The organism is Streptomyces sp. NPDC055815, from assembly GCF_053616475.1.
In genome coordinates, this window is sequence record NZ_JBSHDU010000034.1 from 44721 (window position 1) to 66045 (window position 21325).

General features: G+C 73.5%; 12 protein-coding genes. 5 read left to right on the top strand and 7 right to left on the bottom strand.

Annotated elements, in window-relative coordinates; genetic code table 11:
* Nucleotides 1-75 precede the first annotated feature (75 nt).
* On the bottom strand, nucleotides 76-2841 hold the full coding sequence (locus tag ACWGN5_RS22090; protein WP_453517744.1) for a LuxR C-terminal-related transcriptional regulator: 2766 nt from the start codon (nucleotides 2839-2841) through the stop codon (nucleotides 76-78).
* Between the two features lie 171 nt (nucleotides 2842-3012).
* Here ACWGN5_RS22090 and ACWGN5_RS22095 point away from each other — a divergent pair, with 171 nt between their 5' ends.
* Complete coding sequence (locus ACWGN5_RS22095) at nucleotides 3013-3462, top strand: ATP-binding protein (protein WP_453517746.1); 450 nt, start codon at nucleotides 3013-3015, stop codon at nucleotides 3460-3462.
* A gap of 71 nt (nucleotides 3463-3533) precedes the next feature.
* Here ACWGN5_RS22095 and ACWGN5_RS22100 read toward each other — a convergent pair whose 3' ends face one another.
* Nucleotides 3534-4868: a M64 family metallopeptidase gene (locus ACWGN5_RS22100; protein WP_453517748.1), complete on the bottom strand. Its 1335-nt coding sequence runs from the start codon at nucleotides 4866-4868 to the stop codon at nucleotides 3534-3536.
* Between the two features lie 177 nt (nucleotides 4869-5045).
* Between ACWGN5_RS22100 and ACWGN5_RS22105 the strand changes: the two genes are divergently transcribed.
* The 4 genes from ACWGN5_RS22105 (at nucleotide 5046) to ACWGN5_RS22120 (ending at nucleotide 11685) form a co-directional block, all read left to right on the top strand.
* Nucleotides 5046-6386: a helix-turn-helix domain-containing protein gene (locus ACWGN5_RS22105; RefSeq protein WP_453517749.1), complete on the top strand. Its 1341-nt coding sequence runs from the start codon at nucleotides 5046-5048 to the stop codon at nucleotides 6384-6386.
* Between the two features lie 211 nt (nucleotides 6387-6597).
* Nucleotides 6598-8286 (top strand): GMC oxidoreductase, encoded by a 1689-nt coding sequence (locus ACWGN5_RS22110; protein ID WP_453517751.1) that lies wholly within the window; start codon nucleotides 6598-6600, stop codon nucleotides 8284-8286.
* Entirely contained in the window at nucleotides 8283-9830 is a 1548-nt protein-coding gene (locus ACWGN5_RS22115; RefSeq protein WP_453517753.1) for a patatin-like phospholipase family protein, read from the top strand. The genes ACWGN5_RS22110 and ACWGN5_RS22115 overlap by 4 nt, the downstream gene beginning before the upstream one ends.
* 16 nt (nucleotides 9831-9846) lie before the next feature.
* Entirely contained in the window at nucleotides 9847-11685 is a 1839-nt protein-coding gene (locus tag ACWGN5_RS22120) for a hypothetical protein (RefSeq protein WP_453517756.1), read from the top strand.
* Here ACWGN5_RS22120 and zapE read toward each other — a convergent pair.
* The 5 genes from zapE to ACWGN5_RS22145 form a co-directional block, all read right to left on the bottom strand.
* Entirely contained in the window at nucleotides 11676-12779 is a 1104-nt protein-coding gene (gene zapE / locus ACWGN5_RS22125; protein ID WP_453517759.1) for a cell division protein ZapE, read from the bottom strand. The genes ACWGN5_RS22120 and zapE overlap by 10 nt on opposite strands.
* A gap of 44 nt (nucleotides 12780-12823) precedes the next feature.
* Nucleotides 12824-15391 carry a PEP/pyruvate-binding domain-containing protein gene (locus ACWGN5_RS22130; RefSeq protein WP_453517761.1) on the bottom strand — a complete coding sequence of 856 codons (2568 nt, stop codon included), beginning with the start codon at nucleotides 15389-15391 and terminating at the stop codon, nucleotides 12824-12826.
* A gap of 87 nt (nucleotides 15392-15478) precedes the next feature.
* Nucleotides 15479-16285 carry an AfsR/SARP family transcriptional regulator gene (locus ACWGN5_RS22135; RefSeq protein WP_453517763.1) on the bottom strand — a complete coding sequence of 269 codons (807 nt, stop codon included), beginning with the start codon at nucleotides 16283-16285 and terminating at the stop codon, nucleotides 15479-15481.
* A gap of 122 nt (nucleotides 16286-16407) precedes the next feature.
* The gene (locus tag ACWGN5_RS22140) at nucleotides 16408-19863 is read right to left on the bottom strand and encodes an eCIS core domain-containing protein (RefSeq protein ID WP_453517766.1); all 3456 of its coding nucleotides are present in this window, start codon (nucleotides 19861-19863) and stop codon (nucleotides 16408-16410) included.
* Entirely contained in the window at nucleotides 19860-21317 is a 1458-nt protein-coding gene (locus tag ACWGN5_RS22145) for a DUF6519 domain-containing protein (RefSeq protein WP_453517768.1), read from the bottom strand. Before ACWGN5_RS22145 ends, ACWGN5_RS22140 begins: the two co-directional genes overlap by 4 nt.
* Between the last annotated feature and the right edge of the window lie 8 nt (nucleotides 21318-21325).

Genomic DNA, 21325 nt, shown 5'->3' on the forward strand with positions numbered 1-21325 from the left:
GCGGCGCCGTCCCGTGGGCAACCGTCGCGTCCGTCGCACCGGCCGGGCAATCCGGGCGGCCCGGAGTACGGGTACCTAAGAATCCGCGCGGGGCCCCTCGCGACGCAGATCGAGGCGCGACGGGACGCCGAGTTTGCGCAGGGCGCGGGCGACGTGCTGCTCGACCGTGCGCGGGGAGAGGTGGAGGGTGGCGGCGATCTCGCGGTTGGAGAGGCCGGTGCCCGCGAGGGCGGCGACCTCCTCCTCCCGGGGCGAGAGCTGTTCGCCGTACGAGGGCCGTCCCGGAGGGCGGCGCTCCTCCGGCTGGTGGGCGCGCAGCGTGGCCCGGGCCCGGGCCGCGTCCCACACGGCTCCGAGTTCTTCCAGCGCGCGTACTGCGGCCTTGAGGTCGTCGACGCCGGTGGCGTCGGCGGAGCCCTGTGCGCCGAGCGCGCAGCGTCCGGCGGCCTCCCCGGTGAGCGCGGCCTCGTAGGGGCGGGGCAGGGCGGCGAAGGCGTCCCGGGCGCGCCGGAAGTGGTCGAGGGCTCGTTCGGGCTGTCCGGTGGCCTCGGCGATCAGGGCGTGGCACCAGTCGAGAGCGGCGTCGGCCACGGGGGCCCGCCGGCCGTGGAGCCCCGCGGCGAACTCTGCGGTGCGGTCGGCCGCCACCTCCGGCCGGTCCGCCGCGAGCGCGGCCTCGACGGCCCGGGGCGCCACTTCGGCGGCACACACCCACACGCCTTTGTCGCGAAGCCGCGTCCAGGCGGTGTCGGCCTCGGCCGCGGCGAGGTCCACCTCCTGGCGGGCGAGGGCGAGGCGGATCCTGGCGCCCGAGGCGCCGGCGACCAGAGGCACGGAGCCGTCCTCGGGGGCGGCCAGTCCCGCGCCGCTCAGCCATGCGTTGACCTGGCTCCATTCGCCCTTGGCGAGGGCGATCATGCCGAGGACCAGATGGGCGTCGGCGGCGATCCACGGCATCTCACCGGCCTCGGCGACGAACGCGCGGGCCCGGTCCGGAAGGCCGCTCCAGCGGCCGGTGCACCAGTCGAGCAGGAGGCGGGTGCCCCGGCCCGTCTGTTCGGCGAAGGCCTGGCCGCTGCGGACCGCGAGCTCCAGGCCCTTCTCCAGCAGGTCGGCGGACCGCTGGTACTCCCCCAGCCAGACCGCCGCGTCCGCCGCGTTGCACAGACCGCGGGCGACGTGCTGCACGGTGTGCGCGTCGTGACTGTCGGTGGGCAGCCGGTCGGCCAGGCGCCAGCCCTCGGGGTCCCCGACGGACAGCAGAACCGTGACGTGGTTGGCGGCGACGGCCGCCTTCATCGCGGGATGGTCGGTCGCGGCGGCCAGGGCGCGGGCGCGTTCGAGCCAGTCGAGGTTCTCGGCGAGGGTGGCGCCGGGCCAGTAGGGAAGGGCGAGTGCGGACATGGCGCGGGCGGCTGCCCAGGGCCGGGCGTCGACGAGTTCTTCGGCCGCGCGTTCGAGTTCGGCCCGGCCGTCCGCGCTGCGGCCGAGCTGGTTGCCGAGGAGCAGGGCGAGGTCGAGCCGGATGGCGCCGCGTACGTCGGTGGGCAGATCGGGGTCGGCGACGACCCGGCTCAGTACCCGCACGGTCTGGTCGGAGCGGAGCCCGACCGAGGCGCTCTTGGCGAGGACCGGGGCCAGCCGGGCCCGGATCCCGGCGGACACGGACGGGTCGGCGAGGGCCTCTTCGAGGAGGCGGACCGCCGTCTGGTTCCGTCCGGCCAGTGCCGCCTCGCGGGCGGCCTCCTCCACGCTCTTCAGCCACGCGTCACGGTCGCCGCCGGCCCGCTGGTGGTGAGCGAGCTGTTCGAAGGGCGGTGGCCGGCGCCGGGCCAGCAGCCCGGCGGCCCGGCGGTGCATCCGGGTGCGGGTCGGGCCGGGCAGTGTCTCGTAGACGGCCTGGGCGGCGATCGGCACCCGGAAGCCGTAGGTCGGGCCGGGGCACTCGTCGAGCACGGCCGCGTCCAGAGCGGCGAGCAGCGCCTGATGGCCGTCCGGTTCGGACAGTCCCGCCACCTCGGTCAGCTCCGCGTCGGTGGCGGGGGCGCCGAGGACCGCGGCGGCCTCGACGACGGCGCGCCGGCCGGCCGGGACGGCGCCGAGGCGGCCGAGGGTCAGCTCGGTGAGCCTGACCGGTACGGGGGTCGCGTCCACGTCCCGCGCGGTGTACCGCTCGCGCCGGCCTCCGTCGTCGAGCAGGCGCAGCACATCGGCCACCACCTGGGCGTTTCCGCCGGTCCGCTCGTACAGGCGGGCGGTGAACTCGGCCGGGCAACGACGGTCACCGAGCGTGGCGGTCGCCCATTCGCGGACCTGTCCGGCGTCGAGGGCTTCGAGGCGGAGGCGTCGGACGTCCAGCTCGGGCGGATAGCCGACGGGGCGGCCGAGCGGCAGGCCGGGGACGGCGAGGTCCTCCGGCCGGTAGGTGAGCACCGCGGTCAGGCGGGCCGGCGGGTGCGCCAGCAGGCGTTGCAGGAGGGCGAGGGCCTCGTCGTCGGCCCGGTGGACGTCGTCCGCGACGAGGAGGGCGGCCGGCCCGTCGATCAGCTCGGCCAGCAGCGCATAGGGGTCCGGACGGGGGACCGGCGGCTGCGCCGCGGACCGGGGCCCTCCGTGGGCGGGGGCGTGTTCGGCCACCGTCACGGCCGGTGGCCCGGCGGAGGGGAACGAGAGGGCCACCCGCGGCGGACCGGCGCGGTGCGGAGGGTCGAGGAGGCGTCTGACCAGGGCCGTCTTGCCGGTGCCTGCCCGGCCTTCGACGAGGAGGAGCAGCGGCCCGCGCGAAGCCTCCGAGTCGGTAAGCTCCCGCAGCCACGCGCCGTGATCCGGTACGGCCCGCACGGGAACCACCTCCCCGACCGGTCGTCGGTTATCTGCGTATCCGTACTTAAGTCTCCCCTGATTGCCGGTGTACGACCTGACGGCGGAAGGTGCTGGTACGCGGTGTGACGGGGGTGGCCCCTCCGTAGGACGGAGGGCGCACACCGGAGCCCGTCCCCGTCCGGAGGCGCCATGACCACGACCCAAGCCCCGACCCGCACGCGCCGGATCGCCCTGTGCACGATGGCGGCGACCCCCGCGTCGGTACCGGCCCTACGGCACTTCGCCCGCCGTCTCACCGGCGGCTGGGGACTCGGCGAGGACGTCCAGGAGGCTCTTGCCCTGGTGGTCACCGAGCTGACCACCAACGTCCTGCTGCACAGCGGAAGCCCCCACGTGGCCCTGCTGCTCGCCGCGGACCGGCACCTGCTGACGGGCGAGGTGCGGGACGCGGGCCGCTGGCTGGCCCGGTCGACGCACCGCAGAGCCGCCGCCGACGCCGGCGTCAGCTGCGGCCGGGGCCTGCGGCTCGTCGAGGCGTACGCGCCGGACTGCACCGTCCTCACGGATCCGACGGGCACCCGGGTGGTGGTCCGGATTCCGATCGGCGTCCTGCCGGAGGCGCGTACGGCCCCGGCCTGAGGGGCCCGCCGACCGGCAGGCCCCCGCCCCCGTCTCGGCGTCAGCGCACTCGGCCCCCGTCTCGGGGATCGTCAGCGCACCCGCCAGGTGAGCGAGTTGCCCGTCGCCGCGCGGACCTCGGGGTCGCGGACGGCCGCCGTGGTGTCGGTGACCGTGGCGGTGACCCGCTGGCCGCTGCGGACCGCGCCGAGTTCGGCGGGGGTCACCGACAGGTCGCCGGTGGCCCAGGTGATCTGCTTCCCGTCGACGGACCAGGTCAGGACCGGGTTCGCCAGGCCGGACACCGGGGCGAGCCGGACGGCGAGCGCCTGGGTCGCGCGGACCCGCGTGCCGGTCGGCACGGTCGAGGTCACGGCGTCCGCGTAGGTGTAGAAGCCCTTGATCATCGCCTCGCGTCCGACGTGGTTGAACTGCGTGGAGGCCAGGGTCCGCATGAGGGAGGTGCTGGTCGGGCGGTAGACGCCCGTCTCGTAGTAGTCGCCGCCCTCGTAGGTGCCGATCACGGAGCCGGTCGGGTCCTGCTCGCCCAGCCAGCGGTACCACTTGCCCGTGCCGAGGTCGGCGGTGACGGAGATGTTGGCGCTGCCGGACGAGGGGTACGGGTAGGCGCCGTAGCCGGCGTACTGGTACTCGTCGGCCAGCAGGCCTATCGAGTGGCCGAGTTCGTGGGCGCCTATGAGGTACGACTGCGGGTTGTCCGAGGACATGGTCGCGATGCCGTGGTACGACGCCCCGGCCGGCGGGGTGGAGAAGCTGTAGCCGGCGCCGCCGTACTTGGTGGAGTTGGCGATGACGAAGACGATGTCGGAGGCGGGCGCCTGGTCGGCGTACGTGGTGACCTTCGACGTGTCGACGCAGAGCAGCCGCTCCGTGCCCTCGCAGAAGAAGGAGGAGCTGACGGCCGTGTTCTTCACGACCCCCGCGGTCGGGTCGCCGGAGACGCCGGACTCGGCGGAGGCGGCGTCCACCAGCCAGATGTTGAACAGGCCGCGGTAGCTGGCGTACGGCTCGATCGCGAAGACCGCGTCGAGCGTGGCCTGCGCGTCGGCGTGGAAGTCGGCCTGCTGGCCCGCGGTGTAGCCGTCGCCCATGACGACCAGGTCGAGCCGCCCGGAGACCGGTCCGGTCTGCTGGACGGGCGTGACCGCGGCCGTGGTCGGGGCGGGTGCGGTCGCCGACCGGTGGTCGGTGAGCCGTGCCGGGGCCTGGGCCGGGACCCTCTTGTGCCGGGGCTCGGCGTTGGGGCCGTCGAAGTACTCGACCTCGTGCGTCACCCCCGCGCCGGAGCCGGTGGCGGGGACGGGCTCCGCGCCGGCCGCGTTCGCGCCGGCGAGCAGGGCGGCGGCCGTGACGGCGGCGCCGACGGTGACGATCCAGCGGGTGCGGGTAGATCCGTGTCTGGGCACGACGACCTCTCTCAAGCAATGACGTAAATCTGCTTAACCGGCCGCTTAAGCTAGGGGGTTGAGCGTCCGGGACACAAGGCCCCGGGCGGGACGGGCAAGGTGAGCGAGCAACGTGGAAGCGTCACGACCGCGCTCTCACCGGCGGTGACGGCGAAGGGCACTGGCATGATGGAGCGCATGGCGAAGCGGGACGACCCCGAGATCATCGGCCGCAGAGTGCAACGGCTGCGGCGCGAACGGGGGCTGACACAGCGACAGCTGGCCGAGCCCTCCTACACGCCCGCCTACGTCTCCACCCTCGAGGCCGGCCGGGTGCGCCCCTCCGACGAGGCGCTGCGCCATCTCGCCGACCGGCTCGGCGTCGCCTTCGAGGAACTCGCCACCGGACGGCCCGCCCATCTCGCCACCGACCTGCGGCTCCGGCTCACCGGGGCGCAACGCGTCCTCGCCGACGGCGAGGCCGGAGAGGCCGCCCTCCAGTACGCCGAGCTGCTCGCGGAGGCGGTGACGCACGGGCTCGTCGACGAACAGGCCACCGCACTGCTCGGACTCGGCGAATGCCGTCTCGACACCGGCGACCTCACGGCCGCCCGCGAGCACTTCGAGCACGCCGAACAGGCCCTGGCCGAGGCCTCGCTGCCGGCCCGCGTCCCGGCCCGCCGCGGCCGCGCCGTCACCCACTACCTGGCCGGCGAACTCCGGTACGCCGTCTATCTCCTGGAGTCCACGCTCGACGAGATCAACCGCGCCGGACTGCACGACCCCGACGCCCTGCTGCTGCTCCACACCGCCCTGATCAGCCCCTACATGGACATGGGCGCACAGGCCCGCGCCGCCCAGGCCGCGGAGCTGGCCCTCGCGCTCGCCCCCCAGGCCGGGGACCCGGCGCTGATCGCCCGGATGCACCGCTCGGTCGCCCGCACCCTGCTCGCCGAGGGCAGGGTCGCCGAGGCCGACGCCTCACTCGCCAAGGCCGCCGAGATGTACCGCCAGCTGAAGATCCGTACGGAGCTCGCCAACTGCCGCTGGATGCGGGGCTACGTGTACGCACAGAACGGCGAACTCTCCCTGGCGGAGGAGGAGTTGCGGGCCGCCCTGGCCATGCTCGCCTCCCACCGCGCCACCCTCTACAGCAGTCAGGTCACCGTCGAGCTCGCCGACGTGCTGCACCGGCGCGGCGCGTCCGAGGAGGCCTCGCTCCTCCTCCGGGGGGTGGTCGGGGGCCTCTCCCCGGAGCGCGGCGCGGTCCACGCGGCCGCCGCCCACCGGCTCCTCGGAATCATCGCCGAGGACGCCCACGACACCGAGGCGGCCGAGGAGCACTACGTCCGCGCGCTCAGCCTCCTGGAGCGGGCGGGCGCGGCGGGCGACCTCGCCGACCTGTGCCGGCTCCTCGGCGACCTGCTGCGCCGCACCGGCCGGGTGGAGGCGGCCCTCGACGCGTACCGCACGGGCCTCGGTCACCGCACGGCCGGCACCACCACACTCGGTCCGGCACCCGCGCAGCCGGTCCTGTAGCGACGAGGAGCGACCGGAAGGTCGCGGTTCGTGGCGTGCGGCGCGGCCCCTCCTCGGGCTCCGCGCTCACCGCGTCGGTGACGGCCGGCGCTTCGACATGCGCTTCACCTCGCAGGGGTGAACCATGGAGAGAGGTCGTGCGTGCGGCAGCCGCAGACGAGGGGGAAGTCAAGGCAGCTGTTCCGGCTCCGACTTCCAGTGGGTGGCGAGCGTGGACGTTTTCGATGCCGTCGTCGTCGGCTCGGGTTTCGGCGGGTCCGTGACGGCGTATCGCCTGGCCGAGGCCGACCTCCGCGTCTGCGTCCTCGAAAGAGGGAAGCCGTTCCCGCCCGGGTCCTTTCCCCGCAGCCCCCACGAGGCGGCCAAGAACTTCTGGGACCCGGACTCCCGCTTGTACGGGATGTACGACATGTGGAGCTTCTCGACGATGGACGCGCTCGTGTCCAGCGGTCTCGGCGGGGGGTCGTTGATCTACGCGAACGTGCTGATCCGCAAGCCGGAGAGCTGGTTCGTGCACGAGTCGTTCGACGGCGGCTACGAGAACTGGCCCGTCACCCGTGAGGACCTCGACCCGCACTACGGATCCGTCGAGACCATGATGGGCGCGCGGAGATACCCCTTCGACGTGGAGCCCTACCGGAGCACGCCCAAGACCCTCGCCATGCGCCAGGCCGCCGAGCGACTGGGACTGCCCTGGGAACTCCCTCTCCTTGCCGTCTCCTTCGGAGACCCCCCGGTGCCCGGCGCCCCCCTCGACGACGGCTCGGACAATCTGCACCACATGCCCCGCTACGCGTGCCGGCTCGTCGGCGAATGCGACCTCGGCTGCAACTTCGGCAGCAAGAACAGTCTGGACTTCACGTACCTCAGCGCCGCGCAGCGGCTCGGCGCGGACATCCGCACCCTCTGCGAGGTCCGCTCGTTCGAACGGGTCCGAGAGGGCTTCCAGGTCTCGTACATCGAGCACCGCGCCGACGGGGACGAGGATCCCTCGGCTCCTCCCGTACGGCGGACCGTCAGGGCCAGGCGGCTGATCCTCTCCGCCGGCACGCTCGGCACGACCTATCTGCTGCTGCGGAACCGCAGCGCCTTCCCGGCGCTCAGCCCGGCGCTCGGCACGCACTTCTCCGGGAACGGGGACTTCCTCGGGCTGGTGTTCAAGGCCCGGGAGGGACGTCAGGACCGGCCGGGGGAGACGGATCCGCGACTCCTCGAGCCGAGTTTCGGACCGGTCATCACGAGCGCCCTGCGCGTGGACCGGAAGGGCAGCGGCGCGCGGGACCGGGGCTTCTTCATCGAGGACGCCGGATACCCCGAATTCCTCAACTGGCTCGTCGAGCACAACGTCCTCACCCTCTCCAACAGGGTCGCGAGATTCCTGCTGCGCCGGGGGTGGTCGCAGCTGACCGGGACCGCACGCAGCCGGGTCGGACGACAGCTGGGCGACGCCATGGGCAAGGGCCTGTTCACCGCGACGTCCCTCCCGCTGCTCGGCATGGGAAGGGACGTCCCCAACGGCCGGATGTTCCTCCGGGACGGGAATCTGGACCTCGACTGGAAACTGGCCGCCTCCGACCCGTACTTCGACCAGATGAACGAGACCATGAAGCGCGTGTCCCACAGTCTCGGCGGACACTACGCCGCGAATCCGCTGTGGTTGCTCAACCGCCTCATCACCGTCCATCCCGTGGGCGGCGCGCCGATGGGGCACACCCCGCGCGAGGGCGTCGTGGACTCCTTCGGCCGCGTGTACGGCTGTCCGGGACTGTCGATCGCCGACGGCTCGGTGCTGCCCGGTCCCGTCGGCCCGAACCCCTCGCTCACCATCGCGGCGCTGGCCGACCGGTCGGCCGACCGCATCATCGAGGACCACCGGCAGAACTCTGAGGGCCCCTCATGACGACCGGACAGGGCGCCACGCCCCGCAGCGGATCCCCGCGCAGATCGCTCCTCCTCGCCGGCGGCGGGCTGAAGGTGGCCTACCAGGCAGGCGTCCTCCAGGTCCTCCTCGACGAGGCCGACCTGACGTTCGACCACGCCGACGGCGCGAGTGGAGGCGTGTTCAACCTCGCCATGTACTGCCAGGGGATGTCCGGGCACGAGATCGCGGACAACTGGCGCGAGCTCTCTCCGCTGAAGGGCGTCACCCCGAACTGGCGCGAGCTGCCGAAGGGGCCCTACGCCCGTTCCCTCTTCACCCTGGACGGCTACCGGCGCCGCGTCTTCCCCGACTGGGGCCTCGACTGGGAGCGGATCCGGGCCACCGACCGTGAAGCCACCTTCAACCTCTACAACTTCAGCGCCAACGAGCTGGAGCCGGTGACCGCCGACCGCATGGACGAGGACCGCTTCTGTGCGGGGGTGGCGCTGCCCATGTGGTTCCCCCCGGTCGTCATCGACGGGCAGACGTACATCGACCCGGTCTATCTGACCGACGCGAACGTCGAGGAGGCGATCCGGCGGGGCTGCGACGAACTGTGGATCATCTGGACCGTCAGCCGGAGGCACCGCTGGCGCGACGGCTTCGTGGCCAACTACTTCCACATCATCGAGACGACGGCCAACGGCCGGCTGCAGCACTGGCTGCGCCGGATCGAGACGAACAACGCGGCGATCCGCGACGGGGAGGAGGGCGAGTTCGGGCGCCCGATCGAGGTCCGGATGCTGAGCGGCGAGGTCCCCCTGAACTACCTCATCAACTTCAGCCGCGACCGCTTCGCCCAGGCCGTGGAACTCGGGGTCCAGCACGCGCGCCGCTGGTGCACGGACCAGGGAATCCCCTGGAAGCCCGGCGATCCTCCCGGCCGCCCCGACGACCCGACCCGCCTGCGCTTCACCGAGCGCATGGTCGGCCGTGTCGTCTTCGGCGAGGACGACGCCCGGAAACCCGCCACGAAGGCCGGAGGAGCCGCCGCCGACCTCGCCCTGCACGTGACCGTGGACATCCGGGGAATGGACCGCTTCCTCGCCGGCCCGGAGCACGAGGCCGAGCTGCGCGGAGAGATCCTCTGCCAGGAGCTGGGCGGGCGCCTTCCGGTCGAGCGCGGAACGTTCCAGCTGTTCGTGGAGCACTCCGACCCGCAGCACCTGCGGATGCTCTACCGCGTGTACTTCACCGACCGGGCCGGTCACCGGCTCACCCTCAGCGGCTACAAGGACGTCAGCGAGGACTCCCGTCTCGGCGTCTGGAAGGACACGTCCGTCCTCTACACGCGCGTCCTCCGCGGTCACGTCGACGCCGACGAGGAGCCCGGAGCCGAGCCGGTGGCCGCGGGAACCGTCCACATCCGCCCCACCGACTTCCTGAAGCAGCTCACCACCTTCCGGGTCGAGGCACCGACGCTGCCCGGCAGGGTGACCACCCTGGGGCGGTTCGGGCAGTTCTTCCTCGGCAAGCTGTGGGACGTGTACGCGCAGAACGTCCTGCCCTGGTCCCCGCTCTGACCGAGGAGGAGCCGACGTGGACTTCCGGGAACTGCGCCGACACGCGAAGGAGCTCCGGTTCACCCCTCAGGAGCCGGTGCGCTGGTTGGCGCCGAAGGAGCTGGCGCGTACCGCGGTCAAGGTCTGCCTGGCCGCCGTCTTCGCCGACTACTCGGACAAGCGGGAGATCCAGGGCGCGCTGGAGGCCCGTCTGCTGCGGGCGCCGTTGGCGGACCCCGACGCGGAGGAGCTGTGGATCGACTTCGTCGCGGACGTGGGCGACGGGTTCGAGGCGACGGCCTCCGTGGCGTCCGCCCTCGGGGCGGACCGACTCGACGTCGACGGACCGGGCCCGCTCCCCCGTGGCTCGCTGCTCGTCCTCGGCGGCGACCAGGTGTACCCGGTGGCGTCGGCGACCGCGTACGAGGACCGGATGAAGGGGCCGTACCGCGCGGCGCTCCCGTCGGCGCCGGACGAGCCGCTCATGGTCGCGCTGCCGGGCAACCACGACTGGTACGACGGACTCACCGCGTTCCTGCGGATGTTCACCCAGGAGAGCGTGATCGGCGGCTGGCAGACCCGGCAGACCCGCAGCTACTTCGCCGTGGAGCTGCCGCAGCGCTGGTGGCTCGTCGGCCTCGACAGCCAGCTCGGCACCTACGTCGACGATCCGCAGCGGCGCTACTTCGAGACCTGCTTCTCGCCGCGGCTGCGTCCGGGCGACAGCGTGATCGTCTGCGCGGCCGAGCCCACCTGGGTGCGGAGCGACGAGAGGCCCGACGCCTTCAACACCCTGCACTGGTTCGACCGCACCATCGTGCGGTCCCGCTTCGACCGGACGACCCGGAAGCACGAGGAGACGGGCGCCTCGATCCGGCTGTGGCTGACCGGCGACAAACACCACTACGCACGCTACGCGGAGCGGCTGCCCGAGGACCCGGCCGGGGCCGACGACGCCCCACCCCCGGACCCCCGGCGGCGGCAGATGGTGACGTGCGGCCTGGGCGGGGCGTATCTCGCGGCCACCCACAGGCTCCCGAAGGTCCTGCCGCTGCCGCCCGCCACCTCGCGCATGCTCAAGAAGGACCAGCCGCCGACCGAGTTCGCCCTCGCCCGGCACACGTACCCGGAGGCGGCGGAGTCCCGCTCGCTCTCCGGCGCGATCGCCACGCCCTGGTCGCGGTACTGGCTCCCTCGGCGCAACCCCGGATTCGCCGTCCTGGCCGGGGCGGTGCAGCTGGTGCTCGTCCTGATCGCGAGCGGCGCGTTCGCGCTGGCCGACGGCCGGCACAACCCCGTCGGGGCCCTGCGGAACGCCGGTGTCGACGACGTGCTCCACCTGCTCTGCGCGAGTGCCGCCCTCTTCGTCCTGCCCTTCGTGATCGGCTGGTGCCGGGGGCTGCTGCGCGAGCGACGCCCCAGGGCGCCGTCCGGTCCGATGGCGGCCGTACTGTTCCAGGCGGCGGTCGCCGCCGCCGCCCTGGCCGCCACCGTCGCCATCGCCCGGTCGGTGCCCTCCTCCTGGAACGGCTTCGTGTTCCTGGCGATCCTGCTGGTCGTCGCCGCCGTGACGGGCGCGTCCCTCGGCTCCCAGCTCTTCGCCCTGTGGGTGCTGTGGTCGAACCGGGGCCTGGTGGCCGACTGGCAGATGTCCGGGCAGTCCCTCGACGACCACAAGGGCTTCCTCCGGATGCACCTAGCGGCGGACGGCACGCTCACCCTCTACCCGCTGGCCCTCGACAGGACCTGCCGGAACTGGGAGTTCCGCGAGGTCGCTGACGACGAGGGCACGTGGAAGCGCCCGGTGCCCGAGCCGGCGCCGACCGTGCGGCTCATCGAGGAGCCGGTCGTGATCGCGCGGCACGGTCAGGGGTGACCGCCCGGAGGAACCGCAGTTCGGTCGGTCCGCCGGAGCATCGCGAGGCGGCTCGCCGTGCGGTCCAGGTCGCGGGTGAGGGCCTGGTCGGCGGGGAGGGCGGTCAGGGGGTCGGCGCCGATGAGGACGAGCCGGATGTCACGGTCGCAGGCCACGTCGACGAGGTTCGCGAACCGCTGCCGTCCGTCCGCGGAGGCCTCGGCCAGCGGCGGCACACCGTCCAGGACCAGGGTGGGGAACCGCTCGGCGAGGGCCAGGTAGTCGGGCACTCCCGTCGCGGTCTCGCACAGGGCGTCGAAGGCGAGCCAGACGAGGTCACCGCGTACCGCGCGGGCCGGCAGCTCCCGCAGATGGGCCTGGACGACGGTGGCCTCCGCGGGCTCCGGGGCGGGGAGCCCCAGCGCGTCCAGGCCGGTGTCGCCCGGAGGCAGACACAGGCCGGTCGCGAAACGCCGGCCGCCGTCCGCCGCCGCGGGCGCCGCGACCCTGCGGAAGTCCACCGGCCCCGTGACGTCCAGGACGTCCATCCGCTCCTCGATGAGCCGGATCGTCGGCTCGAACAGATGGTGGTACAGCGGGTCCGGCATGAGGCCTGCGGGCGGGTAGTTCGAGGTGGTGACGAGGGTGATCCGGCGGTCGAGCAGCGTGCGGAACAGGCGCGCGATCAGCATCGCGTCACCCGCGTCGTGTGCGTGGAACTCGTCGAAGACCAGGACCCGGCTGTCGCCGATCAGCTCGTCGAGGGCGCTGTCGACGGCGCTCTGTCCGTCGTGGCGGGCGCCCGGCCGGACCACCCCGTCGTGCAGTCGGCGGAAGAAGTCGTGGAAGTGCAGGCGGCGTTTGCGCGGGGTGGGCAGCCCTTCGTAGAAGGTGTCCACGAGCCAGGACTTCCCGCGGCCGACCGGACCCCAGACGTAGAGGTCGCGGGGCGGCCTGGGGAAGGTCCAGGCCGGCCGGGCGAGTTCGGCCGCCAGGTGGGCCAGCCGTTCGACGGCCGCCTCCTGCGCGGGGGCGACCGAGAAGCCGCGTCGTGCCGCGGCCTCGTGGAAGTGGTTGCGCATGGCCTGGGCGTGCTGGGGCACCGGTCGGTTCATCCGTTCGTACGCTGGGGGGTTCGGTCAGGGTGTCGGCAGGGGCCTCACGCGGGTTCGGGTGCGGTCGCCGCCTCCAGGACGTCGACGGTCCCGCGGCCGCCGTCCACCCGGATCCGGTCCCCCGTCCGGATCCGCGTCGTGGCGTTCCCGCAGCCCACCACGGCCGGGATGCCGAGCTCCCGCGCCACGATCGAGGCGTGCGAGAGGTTCGCGCCCACATCCGTCACGATCGCCGAGATCCGGGTGAACAGCGGCGTCCAGCCGATGTTGGTCACCGTGGTCACCAGGATCTCGCCCGGCCGGATGGTCTCGCCCTGCTCGATGCCGGCGACCACCCGGGCGATGCCCTCCACCACGCCGGCGGACGCGGGCGAGCCCGCGACCGTGTCCGTGGCCGGTGTCGTGTCCTGGGCGTCGAACAGGTCGGCCCGCCGGTTCGGGTCGGCGGCCCAGACCGCCGGGTCGAACTCGCCCCGGATCAGGGTCGGGTAGACGGGGAGCGCGCGGTAGGTCTCGTACGCGGCACGGCGGGCCGGCACCGCGGCGAGCGGCGCCCGGTCACCGCCGAGGACGGTGAGGATCTCCTCGCGGGACAGGAAGAACAGGTCCTCCCCCGCCCCGCTGAGCTCGCCGGCGCGCAGGACGAACGTGCGCAGCAGCCAGAAGACGCGGGCGACCTCGGTACGGGCGGCCTCCCGCAGGCGCGCCGAGGCGGCCCAGGTGTTCACCGCGGCACGGATCCCCGCCACCCGCCGGGGGTGTTCGACGGCCAGCCGTTCCCACGCCGCCGCGCGGGCCGCCGTCTGCCGTCCGATCCGCTGCGCGGCGTCGTCCTCCACGGTGCTCAGGGCGGCCAGCTGCCGGTCGATCCACCGGGCGTCCTCCGCGGGCCGCGGCAGGGACACCTCGAACTCGTGCGGGCCGCGGTGCCCGTACGTGCGGGTGTAGGTCTCGCGGTCGGTCTCGCCGCGGGCGAGCCGCTCCAGACCGAGCAGCGGCCCCATGCTGGCGAGTTCGCCCTCGTCGCCGAGGCCGGTCGTCATCAGGTCGGCGGCCTCCTCGCCCACCAGCGACTCCAGCGTGCCGCGCACCTTGACCAGGGAGTCGCCGCCCTGCCGGGTGGCGGCCTGGAGCATGTGGCAGCAGCGGCGGAAGTACGGGGCGACCTCCGACGCCCACAGTGCCGCCAGGTCCCCTTCGGTCTCCGCGGCGGCCACGCGGGCCCGCAGCGCCTCGCAGCGTGCGGGCGCCTCCTCCAGGAACGCGGGCAGCAGCTTTCCGTTCGCGCGGATGCGGCTCATCACCGCGAACGCCTCGCCGATGGTGTCGCGCCAGACCCGCGGCCGGGAGGCGGGCAGCAGCGGAATGGTCACGCCCTCCGGAAGGCGCCCGAACACCAGCTCGTTGGCGCGGGCGAACTTCCGGCCCTGCCCGAACGCCGCCGCGAGGGTGGCCGTGACGCTGAGGTTCATGTAGAAGCGGCCGCCGATGTTCCCGTACATCGGGCGTCCCTCCAGGGTCGCCCCGACCATCACGTCGCCCATGAACGCCTTGACGAACGACCAGGTCGCGGGCGTCATCACGTCCGGGACGGCCTCGCCCAGGTTGGCGCTGGTCCACAGCGAGTCGGTGCCGGTGCTGTCGTTCCACACCTCGGGCCGGGGCTCCGCGACCGTGGTGATCGGGCGTGCCTGGAGGATGCGGAAGGAGCCTGCCTCGCGCGCCCACTCGACGTCGCGGGGCTCCCCGTACAGTTCCTCGATCGCGAGCCCGAGCCGGGCCAGTTCAGCGGCCTCCGCGGCGGTGAGGACCGGAGCCTCGCGCAGGTCGGCGGGGACCGGACGCTCCGTGGTGCCGTCGGCGGTGGGTACGGTCATCACCTCCTTCGCGGCGACCCGTTCCTCGACCACGGTCAGGTCCGCCCGGTCGACGACCAGGGTGTCCGGGGTGACCAGTCCGCTGACGACGGCTTCGCCCAGCCCCCAGGCCGCGTTGACCACGAGCCGGTCGGCCCGCCCACCGAGCGGGTCGACGGTGAACATCACCCCGGCGGCGTCGGCGGCCACCAGCTCCTGCACCACGACGGCGAGCGAGACGTCCTCGTGCGCGATGCCCGCCCTGGTCCGGTACGCGAGGGCGCGGTCGGTCCACAGGGACGCCCAGCAGCGGCGGACGGCCGCCAGGAGGGCGCTCTCGCCGCTGATGTTCAGGTACGTGTCCTGCTGGCCGGCGAAGGACAGGTCGGGCAGGTCCTCCGCCGTGGCCGACGACCGCACGGCGACCGTGCGGGCGCCGTCACCGAGTTCCGCGTACGCCTTCGAGACGGCACGCTCGAGATCGGCGGGGAGCGGGCCCTCCTCGAACAGCGCCCGGATGCGGGCACCCGCGCCCGTGTCCGGGCCGTCGTGCGGTCCGGAGGCGACGGCGAGCTCCGCGCGGATGCGGTCCGCGACCCCGGTCGAGGAGACGAACTCCTGGTACGCGGCCGTCGTCACATGGAACCCGCCCGGCACCGGAAGCCCGCCGCGCGCGAGCTCGGACAGAGCCGCCCCCTTGCCCCCGGCCGTCTCCAGTGTCGCGGCGGCAGCGTCCAACGGCAGCACGAAGTCCATGTTCTGATCCCCCAACTCGGCCTCTGAGAAGACATCATGATCACATCAGAAGCCACCCCGCGAACAGACCTGTCCTCGTCGGAGCCGTCACATGACGGGGCGCACCCGGCCCGGGGCGGGCAGGGTCGGCGGCGGGGACGGGTGGACGAGGCGGGGTGGGCGGCGGAGGACCGTCGGGGGGAGCATCGCGGTGAACTGCGGGGAGGGTTCGATGGACAGTTCCGCGCGGACCAGGGCGCGGAAGGTCTCGTAGTGGCGGACGGCCTCGGCGGTGTTGTGCTCGGCGAGGTGGACGGCGACGACCGCGCGGTGTGCGCTCTCGCGCAGCGGGTCGATGCCCACGCAGCTCAGCGCGGCGTCGAGGGCGAGCGCGTGGCGGCCGTCCCGGGACAGGCGGGCGCTCAGCGCCTCCAGCGCGTGCAGCCTCAGCTGGCGCAGCCGCTCGCGCTCCACGACCACCCAGTCCTCGTCCCATCCAGGCAGCAGGTCGCCCGCGGCCAGCAGGCCGAGGCCCGCCTCGTCCCGGTGCTCCGGGTCGTCCCGGGGCTCCGTGTCGTTCACCACCGACAGGGCGGCACGGGCGAACACGCGTACGTCGACGGTGACGTCCTCGGACAGCGACAGCACCTCGCCACGGCTTTCGACGACCCCGGCGCCGCCGCGGCGCAGCCGCCACAGCGCGGAGCGCAGGCTGCCCTGCGCATGGGCCTCGGTGGCGTGGGGCCACATCGTGCCGGCGAGGATGCATCGGGTGGTGCTCCGGTTGAGCCCCAGGAAGGCCAGCACCCGCTGCCCGGGGGCTTCGACGCCCGCTCGCCCGCCGTCCGCGAGGTCGAGGCCGAAGGTGCCGAGCAGGCGCAGTGCGGGCACCGGAAGTGACAGGTCCTTCGCCATCCCTCTCCCCGTCGCCGCAGGTCGTCCGCCGGACGCGCTGCGCGGCCCGGCGTCTGCGCACTACCCCCTCAGGCCCCGGCCAAGCGACTCGAAAGGGTGATCCTGCGCCCCCCGTCCGCCGGTCAGCGGCCGCGGACCGTCGCCTGGATCCAGTCCTGGATCGTCTTCGTCAGCTCGGCGTCCTTGGCCGCCCACTTCTCGACGACATCGGGCCCGTAGTAGAACCCCGCCTGCTTCCACGTACGCCAGCTGCGGTCGCCCTTGGAGGCGTTGGCGAAGGCGTCCATGCGGACGAGGTTGTCCTGGCGGACGGCGAGGGTCCTGAGCTCGTTCGGTCTCAGCTTCTCGAAGCCCGGCATCTCGGAGATGCGCTGGATCGAGACGACGTGATCGACCTCCAGCGCCGAGGAGCTCCGCAGCAGGGGTCCCACCTGGTCGGTCTTCGCGAGCGCGACCGCGGCCTTCTCCCGTGAGGCGTTGAAGTACTGCCGCATCCTGACCGTCGGCCTGACCCGTGCGGCCTCCGCGAGCTCCTCCGCCTTCTCCAGGTTGTGCCGGGCGCGGGTCAGCTCTCCTTCCCGCCTGACACGGCCCGCGTTCGGGCCGCTGCGGACGACCTCGTCCTCGAGCTCCTTCAGCCGCGCGTCGATCTCCCCGATCCGCTCGGTGTCGACGGCGCCCGAAGGCGTTTTCGGCCGGGCCGCCCGCTCGGCGAGCAGTCCGGCCCTCTCCTGGTGCAGGTCCGCGAGGATCTCGCTCGCCCTGCCGAGTTTCGCCTCGGCCTCGATCTGCTGGGCGGTCGGCGGCCGCCACGCCCTCATGTCCGCCATGAGCGCCTCGAAGGCGCCCTGGCCCGCCTCCCGTTCGTCGGCGAGCCGCTCCACGTACCGCAGGGCCGTGGCGTCGTCCATGCCCGTGCGGTCGGCCGTCGTGACGATCTTCTGGAGTTGGCCGAACGCCGTCTCCAGTTCGGCCCGCGTGGCCGTGGACAGCTGGGTGACGTCGCCCATGAGCGCGTACAGCCGCGGTTCCTTGCGGAACCTGGCGAGCGTCTTCACCCCGGTCTTGAGGCCGTAGTACACGGCCTTGTACCAGTCCGGGTTGAAGATCGGCAGCGATCCCAGTTTGCTCATGGCCTGGCCGGCCGCCGTCTCGAACGCGAGTTTCGCGGCGCCGGCCTCCTCGATCGCGGCCCTGACCTCCGGCGTCAGGCCCTCGACCGTGCGGATCCTGGCGCTGAGGGCCTGGTAGCGGGTGGTGGCCGTCTCGATGTCGGTGGCCGCGGAGAACTCGCGCAGTGGCCCTTCGAGCGCGGTCAGGCCCTTCGCCGACATCTTCAGCAGGGCTCCCGTCGTCATCCCGAGGTCGACGGCGGCCGCGGCGACGGCGACCCCGACCCAGAACAGCGACGGCTCCTCCGCGAGGAAGGCCAGTCGGTACTCGACGGCCTGTCTGCCGTACTCCTCGATCGCCTCGATCGCCTGATAGCCGCTGATCGCGGTGTTCGCGACCAGAGCGGCCGCCGCCAGCCAGCCCCCGCCCGGCACGAGCGCGGCCAGTACGAGGGCGATGATGCCGAGGACGACGGCGGAGAAGAGGTGCCGGTCGCGGACGGCCTCCAGGTGGTCGCGGACGATCCAGTCGTAGATCGTGCCCTGGTCCACCCCCTGGGTGCGCCTGGTCACCTCGATGAGCTGCGGCAGGCTGAACACCCGCTCGGGATCGTCGGTGAACTCGCGGCGGGCCCTGCCCGTGTCCGCGAGCCGCTCCGCGGCCACGTCGAGCAGGTACTGCCGGGCGGCCGGGGCGTCGAGGCGCGTCAGTTTCTCGCGGTCGGTGGCCCGGCCCAGCTGCTCGGGGTCGACGAGCGGGTCGTCGCCGGAGGCGGTCACCACCGCTGCCGCGGCCGAGCCGCGCAGCGAGGCGGCCTTCTCACGGTGGGGGGCGGCCTCCTGGTGGGCCCGGAGCCGCTCGCGCATCGACTCGGGGTCCGCCGTCATCTCGATGAGCCGGGCGACGGATTCCTGCTCGGCCGCCGCCGCGTACTGGGCGCTCGCCTGCGTCGCCGCGATCCCGGCGACCATCTTCTCCGTGTATCCGGGGCTGTTCAGCCGCAGCCGCTCCTCGTAGAGGAGGTGGTCGTAGCGGGCGAGGACGTCGAGGGCGAGCTGGACGGCCTCGGACCTGAACCGCAGCCGGTACGTCTCCATCGCGGCGAGGAACGCCGCCTCGTCGGCGAAGCCGTGCCGTGCGAGGGCTTCCTGGAAGCGCGCTCCGGCCTCCTGCAGTGCGGACGACGTGCCCGCCGAGACTCCCGGGTACGGTCCCGTGGCGAAGGCCGCGGCCATCCGCAGGCGGTTGCGGCGGGCCCACAGCTCGTACAGGTCCTCGCATCCGAAGAGGGTCGCCTCCGCCTCCCTGGTCCGGCGCGCCTCGTTCTCCCGGGCGCGTTCCTGGACGATGAACCTGTCGATCGAGGCGTCGAGTTCGGCCCAGTCGTTCGTGCCCGCGTTGACGCGGCCGAGGTAGTCCGCCCGTTGTGCCGGGTCGAGCGCGCCCAGCTTCCGTGCGATCCGCAGGACGGTCTCGTACTCCTCCGGGGCCAGGGGCCGCGTGCCGCCGAACAGGACGCGCCGGATGTCCTCGGGCAGCGCCGCGATCTCCCGGCGCTGTTCGTGCTCCTGCAGCACGTCGGCGCGGGCGCCCAGCCACCGTGCGCGCAGTGCGGCGTCCTCGGGGCCGGTGCCCAGCTTCGTCCCCGGGGCGAGGCCGCTCTCGCGCCAGAACCGGACGTCCGCCTCCTCGTTGACCTGGGCCTGCTCGGCCGGGGCCAGGCGTTCCATGGCGGTCCGCGTGACGTCGGTGACGCGCAGCTGGAGGACTCCCCTGCGGACGTCGTCGGCGGTCGCCGAGCGGCCGCGTCCGGTCTCCCAGTGCCACCAGCCGAGCCGCCGGTCGACCTCCTGTTCGCTCGTGGCCTGGTAGTACTGCCGGACGAACTCGCGCAGCAGCTCCGGCGGGGACATCACGCGCGTCACCTTCAGCGGGAACAGCCGGGAGGCGGGCGTCTTCGGTTTCGGCGGGGCCTGGGGTTTGAGGTGGACCGTGCCGTGGCCCTCGCCTCGGGCCTGCTGGGCCACATGGGCCAGTTCGTGGGCGATCAGGCGGCGCCCGGACGCCGAGGCGGGGTCCTCGCCGCCGCCGCAGACGATGTGCGGGCCGGTCGTGTACGCCCGGGCGCCGAGGGCGTCGGCCGCCTCGGCGGCCCGCCTGCCGGTGTGGACGCGGACGTGCGTGAGGTCCCAGCCCAGCCGGGACTCCATCTCGCTCCGCGTTTGGGCGTCCAGGGGTGCGCCGGCGGAGCCGGGCGGAGGAGGGGCGGGCACGGGCAGCGGTGGCATCGGGCGCACCGGCCCCGCGGCGCCCGCCGTGCGACGGTCCGCGAGGGTGCCGGCGAACCGGTCCGCCTCGGCCTCGAGACGGTGGTCCACCGCGGGCGCCGCCTTCGCCGCCCTGCGCTCCACGCCGTGCGGCGGCTCCGGGGGCCGCCGGCCGTGGAATTCGGGGGGCGGGCTCACGGGAACAGGGGCTTGAAGACGGGCACGAGGGAGACGGGGTCGCCCTGCGCGGGCACGTAGGCCAGCGGTGCGTACCGGTAGACCACCCCGTGCGGCTCCACGGCGGCGGGGCCTTCGGGATCCTGCGGCCAGAGCACGTCGCCGGAGACGGTACGGGCCGGCACGAGCCAGTGGTCTCCGCGCCGGAAACGGGGCGGCTTGTGCGCCTTCTTGGGAAGGTCGTCCGGCACCGGCGGGGCGCTGAACCGCACCTCGACGCCGTCCTCCAGCGCAATCCACGTGTCGAGGACGACCGGCAGGGCGTCCGATCCGGGCGGCGGGCGGTGGTCCCACCTTCGCAGGTACGGGTGCAGCTCGGGGTCGCCGGTCACGCTCGGGGCCGGGGGCTCGGCGCCGGGGGCGGAGTCGTTCGGGTCGGCGTCAAGGGTCACGGTCCGGCCGGGCACGTCCAGGGCGGTGATCCGGTGGACGCGCGGCGCGGGTGCGGTCGGCAGGTCGTCCGCCGCCCGTACGGCCGTGGCGTCGTCGAGGAGTTCTACCCAGTCGCCCACGTCGAGGCCGAGGCCGCCGTCCCGTCCCCAGGACTCCAGGCTCACGACCGGGCCGGCGACCCGGGCGACCGGGAAGGCGACGGAGGCGTTCTCCCGGGACCAGACGAAGGTGGCGACGTCCGGTTCGGCGGCCTTTCCCTTGGCGGCGGCCCCCCGCTTGCGGGCCGCGGGCACGGGCCGGAGGAGGGTGTGGTCGTCACCGGGCGGCGCGCCGACGCCGGAGGTGTGGATCTGCACCCGGTAGAGCTGGTTCTCCGGTCCGCGGTACCGGGCTTCGGGAGCGATGACGCAGGGTTCGGCGGGCCCGGTGCGGTCGTCACCGGTGCGGGCGGCCATCAGCCCCTTCGGGCCGTGCAGGCGGGCCAGCCAGATGCGCAGGGCGTCCCCCGCTCCGGAGCTGCCGGGGTCCTCGTTCCCGAACGGGTGCAGGGCGACCTGCCAGACCACCTTGGCGCGGGCCGCGGTGTCGGGGCCGGTGGCGCCGAGCGCGACCTCGCGGATCGACGGGTCCTGGATCGCGGTGATCTCACGCTCCCAGGCCCGCAGGTACACCCCGAAGGGGCCTTCGGGCACCGCGCTTCCGTCCGGGTCGACGTAGCCCTCGGGCTGGCCGAGGTACGTCGTCTCCTCGCCGCTCTCGACGAGCAGCCCGTCGACGTACAGGCGTCCGGGGCCGATCAGCAGGTCCCGGTCCGGGTCGTCCGGCACCCGGGAGACGTCGAACCCGGGAGCGGACTCGGGGCGGGCGGTGGGCCCGAGCACATCGGCGACGACGGTGCGCAGGTAGTGCAGGAGGACCTGTGTCTGCTCGTTGGCGTCGGCGTCGAGCGTGACGCGGCCCTGCTGGTGGATGAGGCGGGAGTAGTGCTTGGACGGGTCGAACGAGACGCGTGAGATGTCCACGGCCATGG

Bases quoted from the DNA above. Each gene is read 5' to 3' on its own strand.
- zapE (WP_453517759.1), bottom strand. From the start codon at position 12,779: ATGAACCGACCGGTGCCCCAGCACGCCCAGGCCATGCGCAACCACTTC.
- ACWGN5_RS22135 (WP_453517763.1), bottom strand. From the start codon at position 16,285: ATGGCGAAGGACCTGTCACTTCCGGTGCCCGCACTGCGCCTGCTCGGC.
- ACWGN5_RS22130 (WP_453517761.1), bottom strand. From the start codon at position 15,391: ATGGACTTCGTGCTGCCGTTGGACGCTGCCGCCGCGACACTGGAGACG.
- ACWGN5_RS22095 (WP_453517746.1), top strand. From the start codon at position 3,013: ATGACCACGACCCAAGCCCCGACCCGCACGCGCCGGATCGCCCTGTGC.
- ACWGN5_RS22105 (WP_453517749.1), top strand. From the start codon at position 5,046: ATGGCGAAGCGGGACGACCCCGAGATCATCGGCCGCAGAGTGCAACGG.
- ACWGN5_RS22115 (WP_453517753.1), top strand. From the start codon at position 8,283: ATGACGACCGGACAGGGCGCCACGCCCCGCAGCGGATCCCCGCGCAGA.